Origin of the sequence: Thioclava sp. F28-4, assembly GCF_002020045.1 — a bacterium.
GTDB classification, from domain to species: domain Bacteria; phylum Pseudomonadota; class Alphaproteobacteria; order Rhodobacterales; family Rhodobacteraceae; genus Thioclava; species Thioclava sediminum.
Genome location: NZ_MPZQ01000005.1, coordinates 173199 through 188474 on the forward strand (window position 1 = coordinate 173199; position 15276 = coordinate 188474).

A 15276-nucleotide genomic window follows, 5' to 3' on the forward strand; every position below is an offset into this window, starting at 1 on the left:
ATGGATTGCGCCATCATCACCCCGATAGGCCCCGGCCACCGCGCGCTGTTCGAAGAGAGCTGTGCGCCTTCCGTCGAGACCGCGATCGGCTTTTCCAAGGGCCCGTTCGATCAGATCCATCACTACGCCATGGACGACACGCAAGGGCTTCACGGCCGGTCTGCGCGCCGCAACGCCGCGATCCGGCAGGCGCAAGAGGCGGGCATCGCATGGATATTCTTCCTCGATGCGGACGACGTGATGACCCCGAACGCCTTTGAGGCCTTCGGCGCGCGGCTTGCGGCGGAGCCAGACCTCGACGCGCTTTGGGGTCTGATCTGCGAACTCGACGCGGCGGGCGAGCCGCAACTGCGCGACGGCCAACCGGCGAAGATTTCCGCCTATGCGGAGTTTCTTGCCACCCCACCCTTCTTCGCGGTTCAGATCGGCGCCTTCATCCGCACCGAATTGGTCGCGCGCTTCGGCTTCGATGAAGCGATGGATACGGGCGAGGATTACAAGCTTTACCTGCAGCTTTGGCAGACCGGGAATTGCGCGAAACGCCCGGAGATTTTCTTCGTCAATCGCCGCGATCAACACTCCACCGGTCCACGCTCTGCGACGGGGGCCGATTGGGCCCGGCAGGTCGAGCGGATGTGGGCCGACGCGGTCGAGCGCGATCCGGTCTGGGCGCAGCTCGAGCATCGGGGCGTAGCTGCGAAAATGCAGATCACCAATCCGCTCGACATCATCCAGAACACCCACCTTCAGGGACGGTTCTTCGAGGATAGCTCGCTCGAAAAGCTGCGCGATCTGATCGGCGTGGCGCATCCGCATATCGTCGAGGTCGGCGCGAATATCGGCAACCACGTCGTCTGGTACGCGCAGCATCTGGACCCGGCGCGCATCTATCCGGTGGAGCCGAACCCCGCGGCGCTGACGCTTCTGGACGGCAATATCGCCGCAAACGGGATCGAAGACCTGATCGACCGGCGCGGGATGGGCTTCGGCGTCGGACGCGCGGAAGGTAGCTTCCGCGCCGAGACGACGGAGGAAAACAACCTCGGGGCCACGACACTGGTCGCCGACGAGGCGGGCGAGTTGAAGGTCGTGACGCTGGATGCGCTGATGGCCGATGCCCGCGCCGATTTCCTCAAGATCGACGCCGAGGGGATGGAGCTGGACGTGCTCGCCGGGGCAGAGGCGCTGATCGCGCGCGACCGCCCGCTGATCTGGGTCGAGACCCGCCGCGACAACCTCCTCGCCTTCGCGCAGGAGTGGTGCCGCGCGCATGACTACGTGCTGATCGACAGCGTGTTCTACGTCCACTCCATCGACTACTTCGCCATTCCGAGGGAACGCGCATGACCCAGACAACCCTCTCGCGCAAGGACCGGCGCGCCCGGGCCGCGAAAGCCGCGAAGTATTACGGCATCGCTGATGGCGCCGCGGCACTGACGATGCACGAAGCCTATGAGGCGCTCGCTGCGGCCGACGGCCCGAAAGCCGCGCGACTGGCGCATGAGGTCAGCCAGACGCATCCGGCCAACCGCCATCCGTGGCTCGTATTGGGCACTGTGGCGCTGGATCGCCGCGAGACCGAGGCGGCGGCGCAGTTCTTCGACCGCGCGCTGCTGATTGCGCCCACCGATGCGATGGCGCTGGCGGGGCTGGGCAAAGCGCGGGTTCTGAAGGCCGACATCTTCGCGGCCATCGATCTGTTCGCGCAGGCGATCGAGCGTGGCAGCGAAGACGTCCCGATGGCCCGCCTTTATGCCGATCTGATGGGGCGGCTCGATCGCTCGACCACGGCCGGACGAAATCTGCGCAAGATGGCTCAGCGCATGAAAACGGCCGAGATGTGGCTCATCACCGCCGATGCCTTTGCCACCGGCGAAAGCAACGCCGAGGCCGCACCGGCCTACGAGGAAGCCGCGCGTCTCGCCCCGCAGCCGCTTTCCCATCGGATCGGCCTGCTCAAGGCGAAACTTTTCCGGCAGGACTATCAGGGTCTCATCGCCGGAGCCGACGCCCTCCTGTCCAAACTTGAGGAAACGAACGCGCATCGCGACGACGTCGTGACCCTGCGCATGGCCGCGCTGCGGGCACTGGGTGACATCCCGCGCGCGCTCGAAACCCTCTCGCATCGCTTCCAGGATCCGGCCCAGTTTCAGCGCGCCCTCGGGTTTTCCGCCAATTGCCACCTCGACCGCGAGGCGTTCCATGAGGCGCATATTGCCTTCCGGGAGGCGCTGCATCTTGTCGATGGCGGCGGGCTCTGGGTGAAGCGCGCCTATGGCACCTTCCTGATGGGACAGGGCGATTTCGCTGGCGGCGCGCCTTACTACGCGGGACGTCAACCCGAGGCGAACCGCCGCCGTATTCCCTACGAGAACTCCGAACCCGATCGCCTCACCGCGCGCGAGCGTCTCTTTCTGATCGACGAGCAGGGGATCGGCGATCAGCTTGCGCTGCTGCCGATCATCGACCGTGCGCCCCTGCCCCCTGGGGCGAAGGTGACTTTCGTGGGCGAGGTTCGGATGAAGCCGCTGATCGAGCGCTGCGGCCTTGGCGTCGATTTTGCGGAGACCACCGAGGTCGACAAGATGAACGTCGCGCCGGAAGAGATGATCTTCGTGGGCGACGTTGTGCGCTATCTCAGCGTCGAGGCGCTCGCGGAACAGCCGCTGGGCGGCTATCTGCGCGCGGATGTCGAGCGGGTCGAGGTGATCCGCTCCCGCTACCGCGAGATGGCGCAGGGCGGCCCGGTCGTGGGCATCGCCTGGCACAGCAACGACCCGATCACCGGCGCGCATCGCTCCCTCGCGCTCGAGACCCTGCTGACGGCGCTGCCCGAGGGCGCGCTGGTGGTGAACCTGCAATATGGCGACCGGGAAGCAGAGCTTGCACAGGCCGCCCGCACGCGCCCCGATCTGACACTTTTCGGCGATCCAGAGATCGACCAGCTCGCCGATCTCGACGGGTTCGCGGCGCAGATCATGGCGCTCGACCGGGTGGTGAGCATCGACAACACCACCGCCCATGTCTGCGGCGCGTTGGGGCATCCCGACAGCCATGTGCTGATCCCGAAAGGGGCGGCCTGCATGTGGTATTGGGGCCGTCACGGAAGCCCGGATCGCTGGTATGGCAATCTGCAACTTCATCGCCAGACGCAGCTTGGCGACTGGAGCGGTCCGCTCTCCGAGATCGCCGCGCTTTAAGGGGCGCTCAGGACCGAGGGCTTACGCGCCCTCGCCATCCACTTCTTCGGGAAGCGGCACGTCGAACCCCGCCTCCAGTAGCAGCCTGTAGGTTTCCGCGAAGGCCCGCATCGACCCAAGCTGCTCCGATTTCCGCTGCGAGAAGAACACCGTCGCGCTTTGGTGGAACCGGATCGCGGCATCGGTGTCGGGATCCGCGCCGGGGCGATAGGCGCCCACCCGGATCAGATCCTCCATATCCGCATATTTCCCCAGCGCACGCCGGGCCGCCTGCATGATGCGATACTCTGCATCCGTGTGGCAGTCAGGCAGCATCCGCGAGATGCTTTTCTGCACGTTCACCGCCGGGTAGCGGTCCTGCTCGGCGATGTGGCGGTCGAGCACGATATGGCCGTCCACGATCCCGCGCACGGTGTCGGCGATGGGCTCGTTCATGTCGTCGCCATCCACCAGAACCGTGTAGAGCCCGGTGATGTCGCCCGCCCCTTCGACGCCGGGCCCGGCCCGTTCCAGAAGATGCGGCAGCTCCGCGAAGACGGTCGGCGGATAGCCCCGGGTGGTCGGCGGCTCGCCCCCGGAGAGACCGATCTCGCGCTGCGCCATCGCGAAGCGGGTAACGGAATCGATCAGCAGCAGCACTTGCTTGCCCTGATCGCGGAAATGCTCGGCCACCGCCGTCGCAGTCCAGGCCGCCTGACGGCGCAGCAAGGGCGGCTCGTCGCCCGTCGCCACCACGACGATCGCGCGGGCCATTCCCTCGGGGCCCAGATCGTTCTGGATGAAGTCCTGCACTTCGCGACCACGCTCGCCAACCAGCCCGATCACGATCACATCCGTATCGGTATTGCGCGCGAGCATCGCCATCAGCGTCGATTTCCCGACGCCCGAGCCCGCGAAGACGCCCATGCGCTGGCCGCGGCAGATCGGGGTGAAGATGTCGAAGACCTTGATCTGCGTCTCCAGCTTCGCGCCGACCCGCTTGCGGTCGAAGGCGCGCGGCGGGGCGGCCTTGAGGTCGCGCGCCGTCTCGCCGGGAACCCAACTAGTGCCGCTGCGCACCGGACGACCCAGCGCATCCACGACCTGACCGATCCAGCTTTCATCGGGATGGATCAGATCGCCGTGTTGATCAAGTTCGACCCGATCCCCCACCGAGACGCCATCCCAGCTGCCGAAGGGCAGAACGCGGGTTCCCGCCTCGTTCAGCCCGACCGCCTCGGCCAGCACCGGACCACGCCGCCCGTGCACGATGCACCGCTGACCGATTCCCATCGCGCGCTCGAGCCCGACGACAGTCAGCGACAGGCCGGTCACAGAATGGACATGGCCGACAATTCTTGCCTCGTCGGCCTCATCAACCGCATAATTCAAGGAAGAAAAAATCGTATTCACAAGGATAAACCCTACCAATCCATTCTCATACCGATATACTATCCATGAAAACGGAGCGATCCAACGTGAAACTTGATACGATATCCTTTTTTAACCTCGCATCGGATCGGATGCAGTGGCTTGCGGCCCGCCAGAAGGTGCTGGCCGAGAACATCGCCAATGCCGACACGCCGAATTATCGCGCGCGGGATGTGACCGACTTCCAGAGCTTCCTCGAGAAGAGCGACGCGAACCGCTCGGCGGGCGGCCCGCTGCACGAAACCACGGTCGAAACCGTGGGCGGCAGCGGGGCGTGGGACAGCAGCCTCGACGGCAACGACGTGGCGCTGGAACAGCAATCCGTGATGGCGAGCGAGAATGCCGATCAATACCGGCTGGCGGCGAACCTTTATCGCAAGGCCTATCAACTTCTCAACGCCGCCAGCGGCAAGGAATAACGCGAGGAGACAACCATGAGCATGGACCCTCTGAAATCAATCGGTGCGATTGCAGCAAGCGGGCTGCGGGCACAAGGGGAACGGCTGAAGGTCGTCTCCGAAAACGTGGCCAATGCGGATTCGACGGGCTCGACGCCGGGCGCAGATCCGTATCGCCGCAAGACCATCTCCTTCGGCGAGCTGGTCGATGACGCCTCGGGCGCCTCGATGGTCGATGTGACCGATGTCGGCCGCGACACGTCGGATTTCGTGCTGAAATACGACCCCGCCCATCCGGCGGCCAATGCCGAGGGTTTCGTGAAACTGCCGAACGTCAATCCGATCATCGAGATGAGCAACATGCGCGAAGCCGCGCGCAGCTACGAAGCCAACCTGAACATGCTCGAGACCGGCCGCCAGATGCGCCGCGAGATGATCGACCTCCTGAAATAGGTGAAGCATGAGCGATCCAGTCCTCTCCAATGCAGCGATCCGGGGCGCCTATGGCGCCTCGCGCAGCCTGAGCGGCGGCCCGGCCTCCGCACATGAAGCCAAATCCGCCGGGCAGAGCTTCGGCGACATGCTCAAAGGCGCCGCCGAAGAGGCGGTGCAGACCATGCGCGCGGCCGATACGACCGCGCAGGCAGGTCTGACCGGGCAGGTCAGCACGCAGCAGGTCGTCGAGGCGACCATGGCGATGGAATCCACCGTCAAGGTCACGGTGGCGATGCGCGACAAGCTGGTCGAGGCCTATCAGGAAATCATGCGGATGCCGATCTGAGGCAGGCGGGGACGACATGGAAGAAGCCGATGTCTATGCGATCATGTCGGACACGATCTGGACGATCCTTATGGGGGCCGGCCCTATTCTTGCGCTCGCGCTGATCGTCGGGCTCGGCATCGCGATCTTTCAGGCTTTGACGCAGGTTCAGGAGATGACGCTGACCTTCGTGCCGAAGATCGTCGCGATCTTCGTCGGTCTCGTGCTTGCCCTACCGTTCATCTACGCAACGCTGTCGCATCTGTCAGACACCGTCTTCGATCTCATCATGAACGGACCCGCGTGATGGCGCGGGCGGGGTGGTTTCAGGCCTTGGCGGCGCTTGCGATTGCGAGCCTCGCCGCCACCGGCCCCGCACGGGCCGAAGGCTGGGCGGGGTTCTACACCTCCAGCCGCCCCAGCGTGCCCGAGGCAACGACGCCCCTCCCCTCCACCTTCGGCAATGACCAGCAATGCCTGCGCCAGATTTTCGCGGCGCAGGACCGCTACGGCATCCCCGACAACCTGCTGCTCGCGATCGGGCTGCAGGAGGCTGGGTTTCGTAACGAGGGCCGTCTGACCGTCTGGCCGTGGAGCGTGAACGCTGCGGGTGAGGGCCGGATCTTCGACAGCCGCGAGGCGGCGATGGCGTGGGTTCACCAGAAGCAGGCCGCGGGGGTCACCTCGATCGACACGGGCTGCATGCAGGTGAACCGCAAGTGGCACCCCGACGCGTTCGACTCGCTGGCCCAGTCCTTCGATCCGGCGGCGAATGTGGATTATGCCGCGCGGTTTCTGGTCGATCTGCACCGGCGCACCGGGGATTGGTGGATTGCCGCGGGCTCGTATCATTCTTTCACGCCAGAGGCACGCCAGACCTATCTGACCGCGCTCAAGCGCAATCTCGCGGTGGCGCAGAAACGTGGCGATTATTTCGTCCAGCTCGCAGGCGCCGCCCCCGTGGATGCGCCCGCGCCGAGTACCTCGCCGCGCCCTGCGCGCCGGAAACTTCCCGTCTTCTGGTCGGCCGACCTGACCGCGGATCAGGAGATGCGGCTGTCGATCTATTCGACCAACGACCTGCAACCCGTGCTTCCCAATTTCACGCGAACGAATTGAGCGACGGATGAGCCAAAATCAGACCAGTTTCGGCAAGAACCTCGTAGGGCTTGGCATCAAGAACCGCGATATCGGGTTCGCGATTGGCGTGACGCTGATCCTCGGGATGCTGTTCGTCCCGCTGCCACCGATCATCCTCGATTTCGGCCTCGCGATCTCGCTGTCGTTGTCGGTGCTGATCCTGATGGTGGCGCTGTGGATCCCGAAGCCGCTGGAGTTCAACTCCTTCCCGACGTTGCTGCTCGTGGTGACGATGCTGCGGCTGTCGCTCAACATCTCCTCGACGCGGCTCATTCTCAGCCAGGGCCATACCGGGACCGATGCGGCGGGCGGCGTCATCGAGGGGTTCTCACGCTTCATCGTGGGCGGGGATTTCGTGATCGGGATCGTGATCTTCGCGATCCTCGTGGTGATCAACTTCGTGGTCATCACCAAGGGCTCGACCCGGATCGCCGAGGTCTCCGCGCGTTTCTCGCTCGATGCGATGCCGGGCAAGCAGATGGCGATCGACGCCGATCTCGGCGCGGGGCTGATCGACGAGGTGGAGGCCAAGCGCCGCCGCAAGGAGCTGGAGGACGAGAGCGGCTTCTTCGGCGCGATGGACGGTGCGTCGAAATTCGTGCGCGGCGATGCGGTGGCGGGGATCATCATCACGCTGATCAATGTCGTCGGCGGCATCCTGATCGGCGTCGTCCAGCACGGGCTGAGCGTCTCTCAGGCGGCGGGCAATTACACCGTCCTGACGATCGGCGACGGGCTTGTGACGCAGATCCCGGCGCTGGTGGTCTCGCTGGCGGCAGGCCTGATCGTCACGAAAGGCGGCACAGAGGGCGCGGCAAACGAGGCGGTGCTGGGGCAGCTGTCGAACTTCCCCAAGGCGCTCTACATGGCGGCGGTGCTGCTGTTCGGGATCGGTCTGCTGCCCGGCTTCCCGATCGTGGTGTTTTTCGCGCTGGCCGGGCTGCTCGCCGGGCTGGGCTACGTGATGCAGGAGCAGGCTGCGCTGCGCGCCAGCGACGAGGCGGCGGCAGAAGCCCGCGCGGCCCAGATGGAAGAAACGTCGGCCGAGACCACGCAGCAGCAACTCAAGCTCGACGAGCTGCGCCTCAGCCTCGGCGCGGGGCTGGTGCCGCTGATCTCGAGCATGGATGCCGCCCTGCCCGGCAAGGTCAAAAGCCTGCGCAATCTCTTCATGAAGGATTACGGTTTCGTCCTGCCCTCGGTCCGCATCAAGGACGACCCGATGCTGCCGACGAACAGCTATTCGATTCTCGTGCAGGGCGTCGAAGCGGCGAAAGGCGAGCTGCGCCCCAATCTGGTGATGGTGATCGACCCGTCCGGCGATCAGGTGAAGCTGCCCGGCGAGCGGATCAAGGAGCCCACCTTCGGGCTGAGCGCAGTCTGGATCGACCCGGCCCGCGCCTCCGAGGCCGAACAGCAGGGCCATACGGTCGTGGACCCCGAGAGCGTGATCACCACCCACCTCACCGAGATCATCAAGGAGCATATGTCCGAACTGCTCACCTATGGCGCGGTGAAGAAGCTCTTGGCCGAGCTGGACCGCGACTACCAGAAACTCGCGAGCGATATTTCCAACTCCGCGCCGGAGATTCTGCTGCAACAGGTGCTGCAATCGCTGCTGGCCGAGCGCATCTCGATCCGCAACCTGCCGCTGATCATCGAGGCGGTGGCCGAGGCTGCGCCGTCGAGCACCAACCCCGCCGTCATCACCGAGCGGGTCCGTGCGCGCCTCGCGAACCAGATCTGCCGCGCGCTGGCGGATGGTTCGGGCTTCGTGCCGGTGCTGACCATGTCGGGCGCGTGGGAGCATGAATTCGGCGAGGCGGTGAAGATCAACGGCAAGGACCGGACCTTCCTGATGTCGCCGCAGCGCGTGCAGGAATTCGTTTTGGAGGCCCGTCAGGAAATCCAGCGCCACGCGGCGCGCGACGAATGGCCCGCGCTGATGGTCGCACCGGAAGTGCGTGGATATGTCCGCTCGATGCTCGAACGCGTGAGCCCGATGACGCAGGTGATCTCGCATAACGAGGTCCACCGGAAGGCCGCGATGAAGACGGTCGGGACGATCGGGGCCTGAGGGGTGAGCGGGCTGAGCGCATTTCTCGACGGGCAGCTCTTCGGCTATCTCATCGTCTTCGCCCGGCTGGGCAGCGCGTTGATGTTCATGCCGGGCTTCGGCGAGATGCAGGTGCCGACCCGCAGCCGTCTGGCGATGGCGGTTGTGTTCAGCCTCGCGCTTTATCCCGCGACGCCGGTGATGCCGATGCAGCCCGACAATCTCGTGACCTTCGCGATCTATCTCGGGCTCGAGGTGACCACGGGCCTCTGGATCGGGCTGACCGCGCGGGTGCTATTCAGCGCGCTGCAATTCGCGGGCCATCAGGCTGGTCAGGTCTCGGGCCTCGCCAATGCTTTCGCACCGAGCCTCGGATCGTTCGAGGGCTCCACCATGATCGCGAGCTTCCTGCTGATCTCGGGCGTTGCGCTGATCTTCGTCACGAATACGCATCACGTCATCATCCGCGCGCTGCTCTATTCCTACGACGTTTTCCCGCCGGGCACGCTTCTGCTGGGCGACATGGCGAAGCAGATCGTCAAAGCCGCGTCGGCCAGCCTCTATATCGGGGCGGCGATCGCGGCCCCGTTCTTCGTCATGGGGCTGATCTTCAATCTCGGGATGGGGCTCGCGAACCGGATGATGCCCGCTCTGCCGGTCTTCTTCGTCGCGGCGCCTGCGCTGATCGCGTCGGGCCTGCTGATCCTCGCGGCCGCCTCGCCCAGCATGCTGCATGTCTTCCTCGGCCAGTTCACCGACTGGCTCGGCACTTTCGTCATACCCTAAGGAGTGCGCCGTGGCCGAAGGCGACGAACAGGACAAATCCTCCAAGACCGAAGAGCCGACAGACAAGCGGCTGAAATCGGCGCGCGAGAAAGGCGACGTGCCCTCCTCCCGCGAGACCGGCAACATGATGTCGGTCTTCTCCTTGCTGATGATCGTGGTGTTCGTCCTCCCGGTCGTCGCGGGCCGGGCGATGACGTCGCTCGGTCAGGTCTTCGCAGGGGCAGGCCAGGTGACGATCGGCCAGGGGTCGGCAGGTGCGCGCGATATCGGCGATATCCTCAGCCTGCTTTTCGGCGAGATCGCGGGATGGGCCGCTCCGATCTTCGGCGTGATGCTTCTGGCCGCGCTGTTCGGCGTGTTGATCCAGGGCGAGACCGTGGTCTCGTCCGAGCGCATGAAGCCGAAACTGTCGAAGCTCTCGCCGCTCGGGGGGCTCAAAAAGATGTTCTCGCCCGGCGCGCTGGTCGAGTTCGCGAAAAGCATCACCAAGGTTCTGGTCATCGGTGCGCTCGCGCTCTGGGTTGCGAAACGCGCGGTCACGGGGATCTGGCAGGGCGAGAATTTCCTGCCCGAGCATATCCCGAGCTACGCGGCCCATTGGGCGAGCTGGCTGCTGAGCGCGGCGATGGTGTTTCTCGTGCCGATCACCATCGGCGATATCATCTGGAAGCGGTTCGAGTGGCGGCGAAAACTGCGCATGTCGCTCAAGGAAATCCGTGACGAGATGAAGGATTCCGAGGGCGATCCGCAGATCAAGGGCCGCCGCGCCGAGATCGCGCGCCAGCGGGCCCGGCAACGCATGGCGCAGGCGGTGCCGACCGCGAGCGTGATCGTGACGAACCCGACGCATTACGCCGTCGCGCTGAAATACGAACAGGGCAGCGACGCCGCGCCGGTCTGCGTCGCGAAAGGGGCCGATGCCGTGGCCGCCCGCATCCGCCAGATCGCGCGCGAGAACGAGGTGCCGATCGTCGAGAACAAGCCCCTCGCCCGCACGCTTCACGCGACGATCGACGTGGACGACACCGTGCCGGTCGAGCATTGGCAGGCGGTCGCGGAGATCATCGGCTACGTCATGGACCTGCGCCGCAACATCCGGCGCGCGCCGCCGAAGGGCTCGGTTCTGCGGGTCGACGAGGACTAAAAAAGGGGGCTGCGCGCCCCCTTTCCCCAATCAGCAACAATTGCGCCGCGCGGATCAGTTTAGCTTGACGTTGACCAGCTTCTGGTCGCCCGGCAGCTTCGAGCGTTCGAGAATGATCTTGGAGACCGCTCGCGCGCGCACCGGGTTCATCTCGGCCATGATCGGGGCGACCTCGCGCTCCTTCATCGTGGCCAGCACCATGACCGTCACCTCGATATCGAGGTCGTTCATGATCGAGGCCGCCGCCGCGGGCTTCATGTTCTTGTAGATCGACACCAAGCGATCCACGTCGTCGCTATGCGATTTGTCGACCTTGTCGAGCAGCTTGGTCACCTTGTCCTTCAACTCGGTCAGATGCTGCGACTGGGTGTCGAGACCCTGCTTGGCAAGCTCGATCTCGGCGCTGCGGGCGTCGAGTTTCTTCTTCTGCTCGGCGAGGAGGTCGCGCTCCTGCCGCACGGACATCAACAGCTCTTCCGGCGTCGGTCCGCAGCCGCCGGTCGCATCGGCAGAGGCATCGCTCGCCGGCGTCGCGGCGGCATCCTTCTCCGCCCCGCTTGCAAGCGCGGCCTGCAACAGCGAATCCGGAAACGGGATCATATCCGAGGGAAGGCTGGTCGCGAGTTTCGCACCGCCGGAGAGCAGCAATACGCCCACGAGAACCTGAAGCGGACGGCCCTTCACCATTGGCCCTGCGCCTCCCGGCGCACGCGGGTCTGCTCGAAGAAGCTTTTGACCAGTTCGGCCTTGCCGGTCACACGGGTCAGACCCATCGGCGCTTTCGGCGCGGCGCGGCGCGAGTTGAAGGTCAGGACGGGCGCGGCCTCTTGCGCGGGGGCCGGTTCGGGCGCGGGCGCTTTCTGCGCCTCGGCCACCGCCTCTTTCATCTCCTCGACCGAGAGTTGCGACTTGTCCACGGCCGCGGAGAAGGCCGCGACCAGCGGCTCCATCTCTTCGAGAACGAGCATGAGCTTTTTCACCCGCCGCGTGATCACCACGCCATAGGCCATCAGCCCGACAAGAGACACGAGAATAACCGCGTTAATCAGCATCGACATCATTGCTCCACTCGTCCTTTCCCATGAGGTTCGCAGTCACTTTCAGTGCCATCGACCCGTTTTGCTTCTTGCCCATTTCGCCTTCGAGAACCGGGCTCCCGGCGCAGAGCAACAGGACCGGATGGCTGTCGTCGATCCGCAGATCGAGCGTGTCCCCGACTTTCCAATCCAGAATCTCGCGCATCGGCACCACCAACTCGTGCAGCTGCGCGGTAAGCGCCACCGAAGACCCTTCGATCTTCTGTTTCAGTTGCGTGCGCCACGAGCTGTCCGCCCCGAGCCGATCGCCGAAGAAGATCTTGGTGAGCAGCGGGCGCACCGGCTCGAGCGTCGCATAGGGCAGGATCAGGTGGACCTCGCCGTTATACCCTTCGAGGCTGACCTTGAGCGGCACGCGGACCGTGGGGCTGTTGGGCTGGGCGATATTGGCGAATTGCGGATTGCTCTCCATCCGGTCGACCTGGAACGAGACCTCGCAAATCTGTCGGAAACCCACCGCCATATCGGCAAGGATGCGTTCGGCGACCTGCTCGCCCATCCGGCGCTCGATCGTGGTGAAACCGTGCTTGGCATCCTTCGCCCGGCCCGACGGCTGGCCGCCCAGCATCAGTTCGAGCGCGGAGAACAGGAAGACCGGATCCTGCGAAAGAATGAACTGGTCATCCCAAGGATCGGCCTGCGCGACCGCGATCAAACCATGCTTGGGCAGGCTCTTCATCGCGTCGGCAAAGGGCAGGTATTCGACCTCGCCCAGCGTCACATCCAGCACCGAGCCGGTCAGCGATTTGAGCGAGCTGGAGAAGGACAAAACGAAGCGCTCGAAGATCACGTCGAGCATCGGCAGACGCTCGTAATTGAGCATCGACATGCGGATGATCTCGTCTTCGACCTCCGCGGTCGTTGTGGCCGCCGTCGCCATGTCCGCCTGTTCCGCCATCGTCACTGCACCACCAGATCGCTGATGAGAATTTCGCTCGGCGTGTCGTCGCCCACGACCGCGCGGGCGCGCTTGAGCAATTCCGCCTTGAGCTTGATGAGGCCGATGCTGCCGCGCAGATCCTCGACCGTCATCTGACGCAGGAAGCCGGTGAAAGTGTCGCGGATGAAGGGCTTCTTCGCGGTCATCTCCGCGTCCGCCTCATGCGATTCGGGATAGACCAGAGCGAGGTGAATCTTGAGGTAGCGCGCGGCGGGCGTGCCGTCTGCGGTCGTCTCGGTGATGTTCACCACGATGTCGTCGAAATCCAGCAGCGCATCCGCACCGGCTGCGCCCGAAGCGCCATGCCCGGCCGACTCGGCAGCGCTTCCCCCGGTGAGCGCCGAGACGCCGCCGAAGGCCACGAAGCCGCCGCAGAACATGGCCACGACAGCGAGCGCCCCCGCCGCCATGACGAGACGCTTATGGTCGCGCAAGGTCCGCCAGCGCGTTTCGGGCGCCTCGGCAACCTCTTCTTCATCAACGGCCGCATCAATCATCGGCTATCGCGCCTCTCTTCGTCGAATTTAAAGATAAAACCCGATCCTCACTGGATATCGTGAAGTATATACATCCGCACTTTACTTGCAATACAAAGATAGAATAGCTTCTACAGGATCAATTAAGAATAACTGGTGTTCGCCGTGCAGCAATTCTTGCAGAACCTTCAATCCTTAGGACGGCGCAAGCTCCTGATGCTTGGGGCTGTCGGTGTCGTCAGCGTTCTCGCGCTGGTCTTCGGCCTCTCCGTCGTGACCGCCCCGAGCTACAAGCTGCTCTACAGCCAGCTTTCGCCCTCCAGCGCCGCGGGAATCGTCGACGCGCTCGATCAGGCGGGGTTCAAGACGCAGCTATCCGCAGATGGCAGTGCGGTATCGGTTCCCGAGGGCGATATCGCTCGCGCCCGCATGGCACTGGCCGAGAAGAACCTGCCCGTGGATGGCGAACCCGGCTGGGAGCTGTTCGACAATGCGAGCGGCTTTGGCATGAACACCTTCATGCAGCATGTGAACCGGCTGCGCGCGATGGAGGGCGAGCTGGCGCGCTCGATCCAGACCATCGACGGGGTGCGCAGCGCCCGCGTCCATCTGGTTCTGCCCGAGCGCGAAGCCTTCTCGCGCACCAGCCCCGATCCGAGCGCCAGCGTCATCGTGCGCGCCGCCTCCACCCGCGGCATCAGCCGCAAGGAGGCGCTGGCGATTCGCAACCTGATCGCGGCCGCGGTGCCCAATCTCGACGGCAACCGGGTGACGGTGCTCTCGGCCAGCGGCGAGACGATCCTCGCGGAGAACTCCGATGCGGCCGGGCAAGCGACGCTCCAGTCGAACAAGGCCGCGACCGAAGACCGGATGGCGCGCTCGATCGAGCAGATCCTGACGGCGCGCGTCGGTGCGGGCAACGCCCGCGTGCAGGTCAATGTCGATCTGTCCAACCAGCGCGAAGTCGTGGTTCAGCAAAGCTTCGATCCCGATCAGCAGGTCGTCCGCTCCACCCAGAACAATGCCGAGCAGCAGAAGGGCGTGCAGAACGGCGATTCCGGTGTGAACACCGGCAACAACATCCCCGGCGCGCTTGGCGGTCCGGGTGCGAGCAGCACGACCGACAGCCGCAGCAAGAACGGCGAGTCGGTGCAATACGAGATCGGCAACACCCGGCGCGAGACCACGACCGAAGCCGGTGCGGTGCAACGCGTCTCGGTCGCCGTGCTGGTGAACGGAATCTACAACGTTCAGGACGACGGGTCGCTGAAATACGAACAGCGCTCGCCGGAAGAAATCGCGCGCCTCACCGCGCTGGTGAAATCGGCGATCGGCTATGACCAGAACCGCGGCGACACCGTCTCCGTCGATAGCCTGCGCTTCATCGATTACTCGATGGAGGTCGGCGGCCCGGTTGGCCCGACGCTGATTCAGCGCCTGTCGAACAATATCGTCTCGATCCTGCGCTGGGTCTTCGCCTTGCTGATCGTGGTCGCGGTGCTTGTCTTCGGTCTGCGCCCCCTGCTGAACCGGGCCGACCGCGAACGCGCGCGGCTGAGCGAGGCGACCGGCGCCGGGGCGCTCGCAGCCCCCGAGGGCGAGGCGGAAGCAGCGGCGCCGGCGAGTAACAACCTGCCCGCCGCGCCCGTCAACGCCGTAGCACCCCGCACGCAGGAGGCCGCCGAGCCCGCAGCCCCCGTCCAACGTGCGGAGCGCTACGACCCCGCCGGGGATGATGAACTGATCACCAATTTCGCGATCAGCGGTGCGATCCTGAAGCGCAAGGTCTCCGCGATCCAGAAGATCGCCGAAGACGAGCCGCAAGAGGCCCTCAAGGTCCTGCGCGGCTGGCTGCTGAACGAGGCGTGA

At 64.8% G+C, this 15276-nt stretch carries 16 protein-coding genes; 11 read left to right on the forward strand and 5 right to left on the reverse strand.

Going from position 1 to position 15276, the window contains the following annotated elements; translation table 11 throughout:
• Entirely contained in the window at window positions 1–1347 is a 1347-nt protein-coding gene (locus BMI87_RS12635) for an FkbM family methyltransferase (protein ID WP_078521945.1), read from the forward strand.
• Window positions 1344–3200 (forward strand): hypothetical protein, encoded by a 1857-nt coding sequence (locus BMI87_RS12640; RefSeq protein WP_078521947.1) that lies wholly within the window; start codon window positions 1344–1346, stop codon window positions 3198–3200. Before BMI87_RS12635 ends, BMI87_RS12640 begins: the two co-directional genes overlap by 4 nt.
• 21 nt (window positions 3201–3221) lie before the next feature.
• On the opposite strand, the gene BMI87_RS12645 is transcribed toward BMI87_RS12640, so the two are convergent.
• Entirely contained in the window at window positions 3222–4571 is a 1350-nt protein-coding gene (locus BMI87_RS12645) for a FliI/YscN family ATPase (RefSeq protein ID WP_210402477.1), read from the reverse strand.
• 86 nt (window positions 4572–4657) lie between these two features.
• Between BMI87_RS12645 and BMI87_RS12650 the strand changes: the two genes are divergently transcribed.
• The 8 genes from BMI87_RS12650 to flhB are packed head-to-tail and all read left to right on the forward strand — an operon-like array spanning window position 4658 to window position 10894.
• Window positions 4658–5029: a flagellar basal body protein gene (locus tag BMI87_RS12650; RefSeq protein WP_198453236.1), complete on the forward strand. Its 372-nt coding sequence runs from the start codon at window positions 4658–4660 to the stop codon at window positions 5027–5029.
• A 21-nt stretch (window positions 5030–5050) separates the two neighbouring features.
• Window positions 5051–5461, forward strand: coding sequence for a flagellar basal body rod protein FlgC (flgC, locus tag BMI87_RS12655; protein ID WP_078522122.1), 411 nt, complete (start codon window positions 5051–5053; stop codon window positions 5459–5461).
• A 7-nt stretch (window positions 5462–5468) separates the two neighbouring features.
• Window positions 5469–5789, forward strand: a complete 321-nt coding sequence (locus tag BMI87_RS12660; protein WP_078521952.1) for a flagellar hook-basal body complex protein FliE — start codon at window positions 5469–5471, stop codon at window positions 5787–5789.
• Between the two features lie 16 nt (window positions 5790–5805).
• A complete protein-coding gene (gene fliQ / locus BMI87_RS12665) occupies window positions 5806–6075 on the forward strand; it encodes a flagellar biosynthesis protein FliQ (RefSeq protein ID WP_078521954.1) in 270 nt (89 codons plus the stop codon).
• Complete coding sequence (locus BMI87_RS12670; RefSeq protein WP_078521956.1) at window positions 6075–6887, forward strand: lytic transglycosylase domain-containing protein; 813 nt, start codon at window positions 6075–6077, stop codon at window positions 6885–6887. The genes fliQ and BMI87_RS12670 overlap by 1 nt, the downstream gene beginning before the upstream one ends.
• Window positions 6888–6894: 7 nt before the next feature.
• Window positions 6895–8985: a flagellar biosynthesis protein FlhA gene (gene flhA / locus BMI87_RS12675; protein ID WP_078521957.1), complete on the forward strand. Its 2091-nt coding sequence runs from the start codon at window positions 6895–6897 to the stop codon at window positions 8983–8985.
• Between the two features lie 3 nt (window positions 8986–8988).
• On the forward strand, window positions 8989–9750 hold the full coding sequence (locus BMI87_RS12680; protein ID WP_246832692.1) for a flagellar biosynthetic protein FliR: 762 nt from the start codon (window positions 8989–8991) through the stop codon (window positions 9748–9750).
• A 10-nt stretch (window positions 9751–9760) separates the two neighbouring features.
• Window positions 9761–10894 (forward strand): flagellar biosynthesis protein FlhB, encoded by a 1134-nt coding sequence (flhB, locus tag BMI87_RS12685; protein WP_246832693.1) that lies wholly within the window; start codon window positions 9761–9763, stop codon window positions 10892–10894.
• A gap of 54 nt (window positions 10895–10948) precedes the next feature.
• Here the strand turns inward: flhB and BMI87_RS12690 are convergent, their stop codons facing one another.
• From BMI87_RS12690 to fliL, 4 genes are read right to left on the reverse strand one after another with little or no spacing between them, the layout of a single operon-like run.
• A complete protein-coding gene (locus BMI87_RS12690; protein ID WP_078521961.1) occupies window positions 10949–11581 on the reverse strand; it encodes a MotE family protein in 633 nt (210 codons plus the stop codon).
• Window positions 11575–11952, reverse strand: a complete 378-nt coding sequence (locus BMI87_RS12695; RefSeq protein ID WP_078521963.1) for a hypothetical protein — start codon at window positions 11950–11952, stop codon at window positions 11575–11577. Before BMI87_RS12695 ends, BMI87_RS12690 begins: the two co-directional genes overlap by 7 nt.
• Window positions 11936–12889, reverse strand: coding sequence for a flagellar motor switch protein FliM (locus BMI87_RS12700; protein ID WP_078521965.1), 954 nt, complete (start codon window positions 12887–12889; stop codon window positions 11936–11938). The genes BMI87_RS12695 and BMI87_RS12700 overlap by 17 nt, the downstream gene beginning before the upstream one ends.
• Before the next feature lie 2 nt (window positions 12890–12891).
• Complete coding sequence (gene fliL, locus BMI87_RS12705; protein WP_078521967.1) at window positions 12892–13428, reverse strand: flagellar basal body-associated protein FliL; 537 nt, start codon at window positions 13426–13428, stop codon at window positions 12892–12894.
• Between the two features lie 195 nt (window positions 13429–13623).
• On the opposite strand from fliL, the gene fliF reads away from it, so the two are divergent.
• Complete coding sequence (gene fliF / locus BMI87_RS12710; protein WP_246832694.1) at window positions 13624–15276, forward strand: flagellar basal-body MS-ring/collar protein FliF; 1653 nt, start codon at window positions 13624–13626, stop codon at window positions 15274–15276.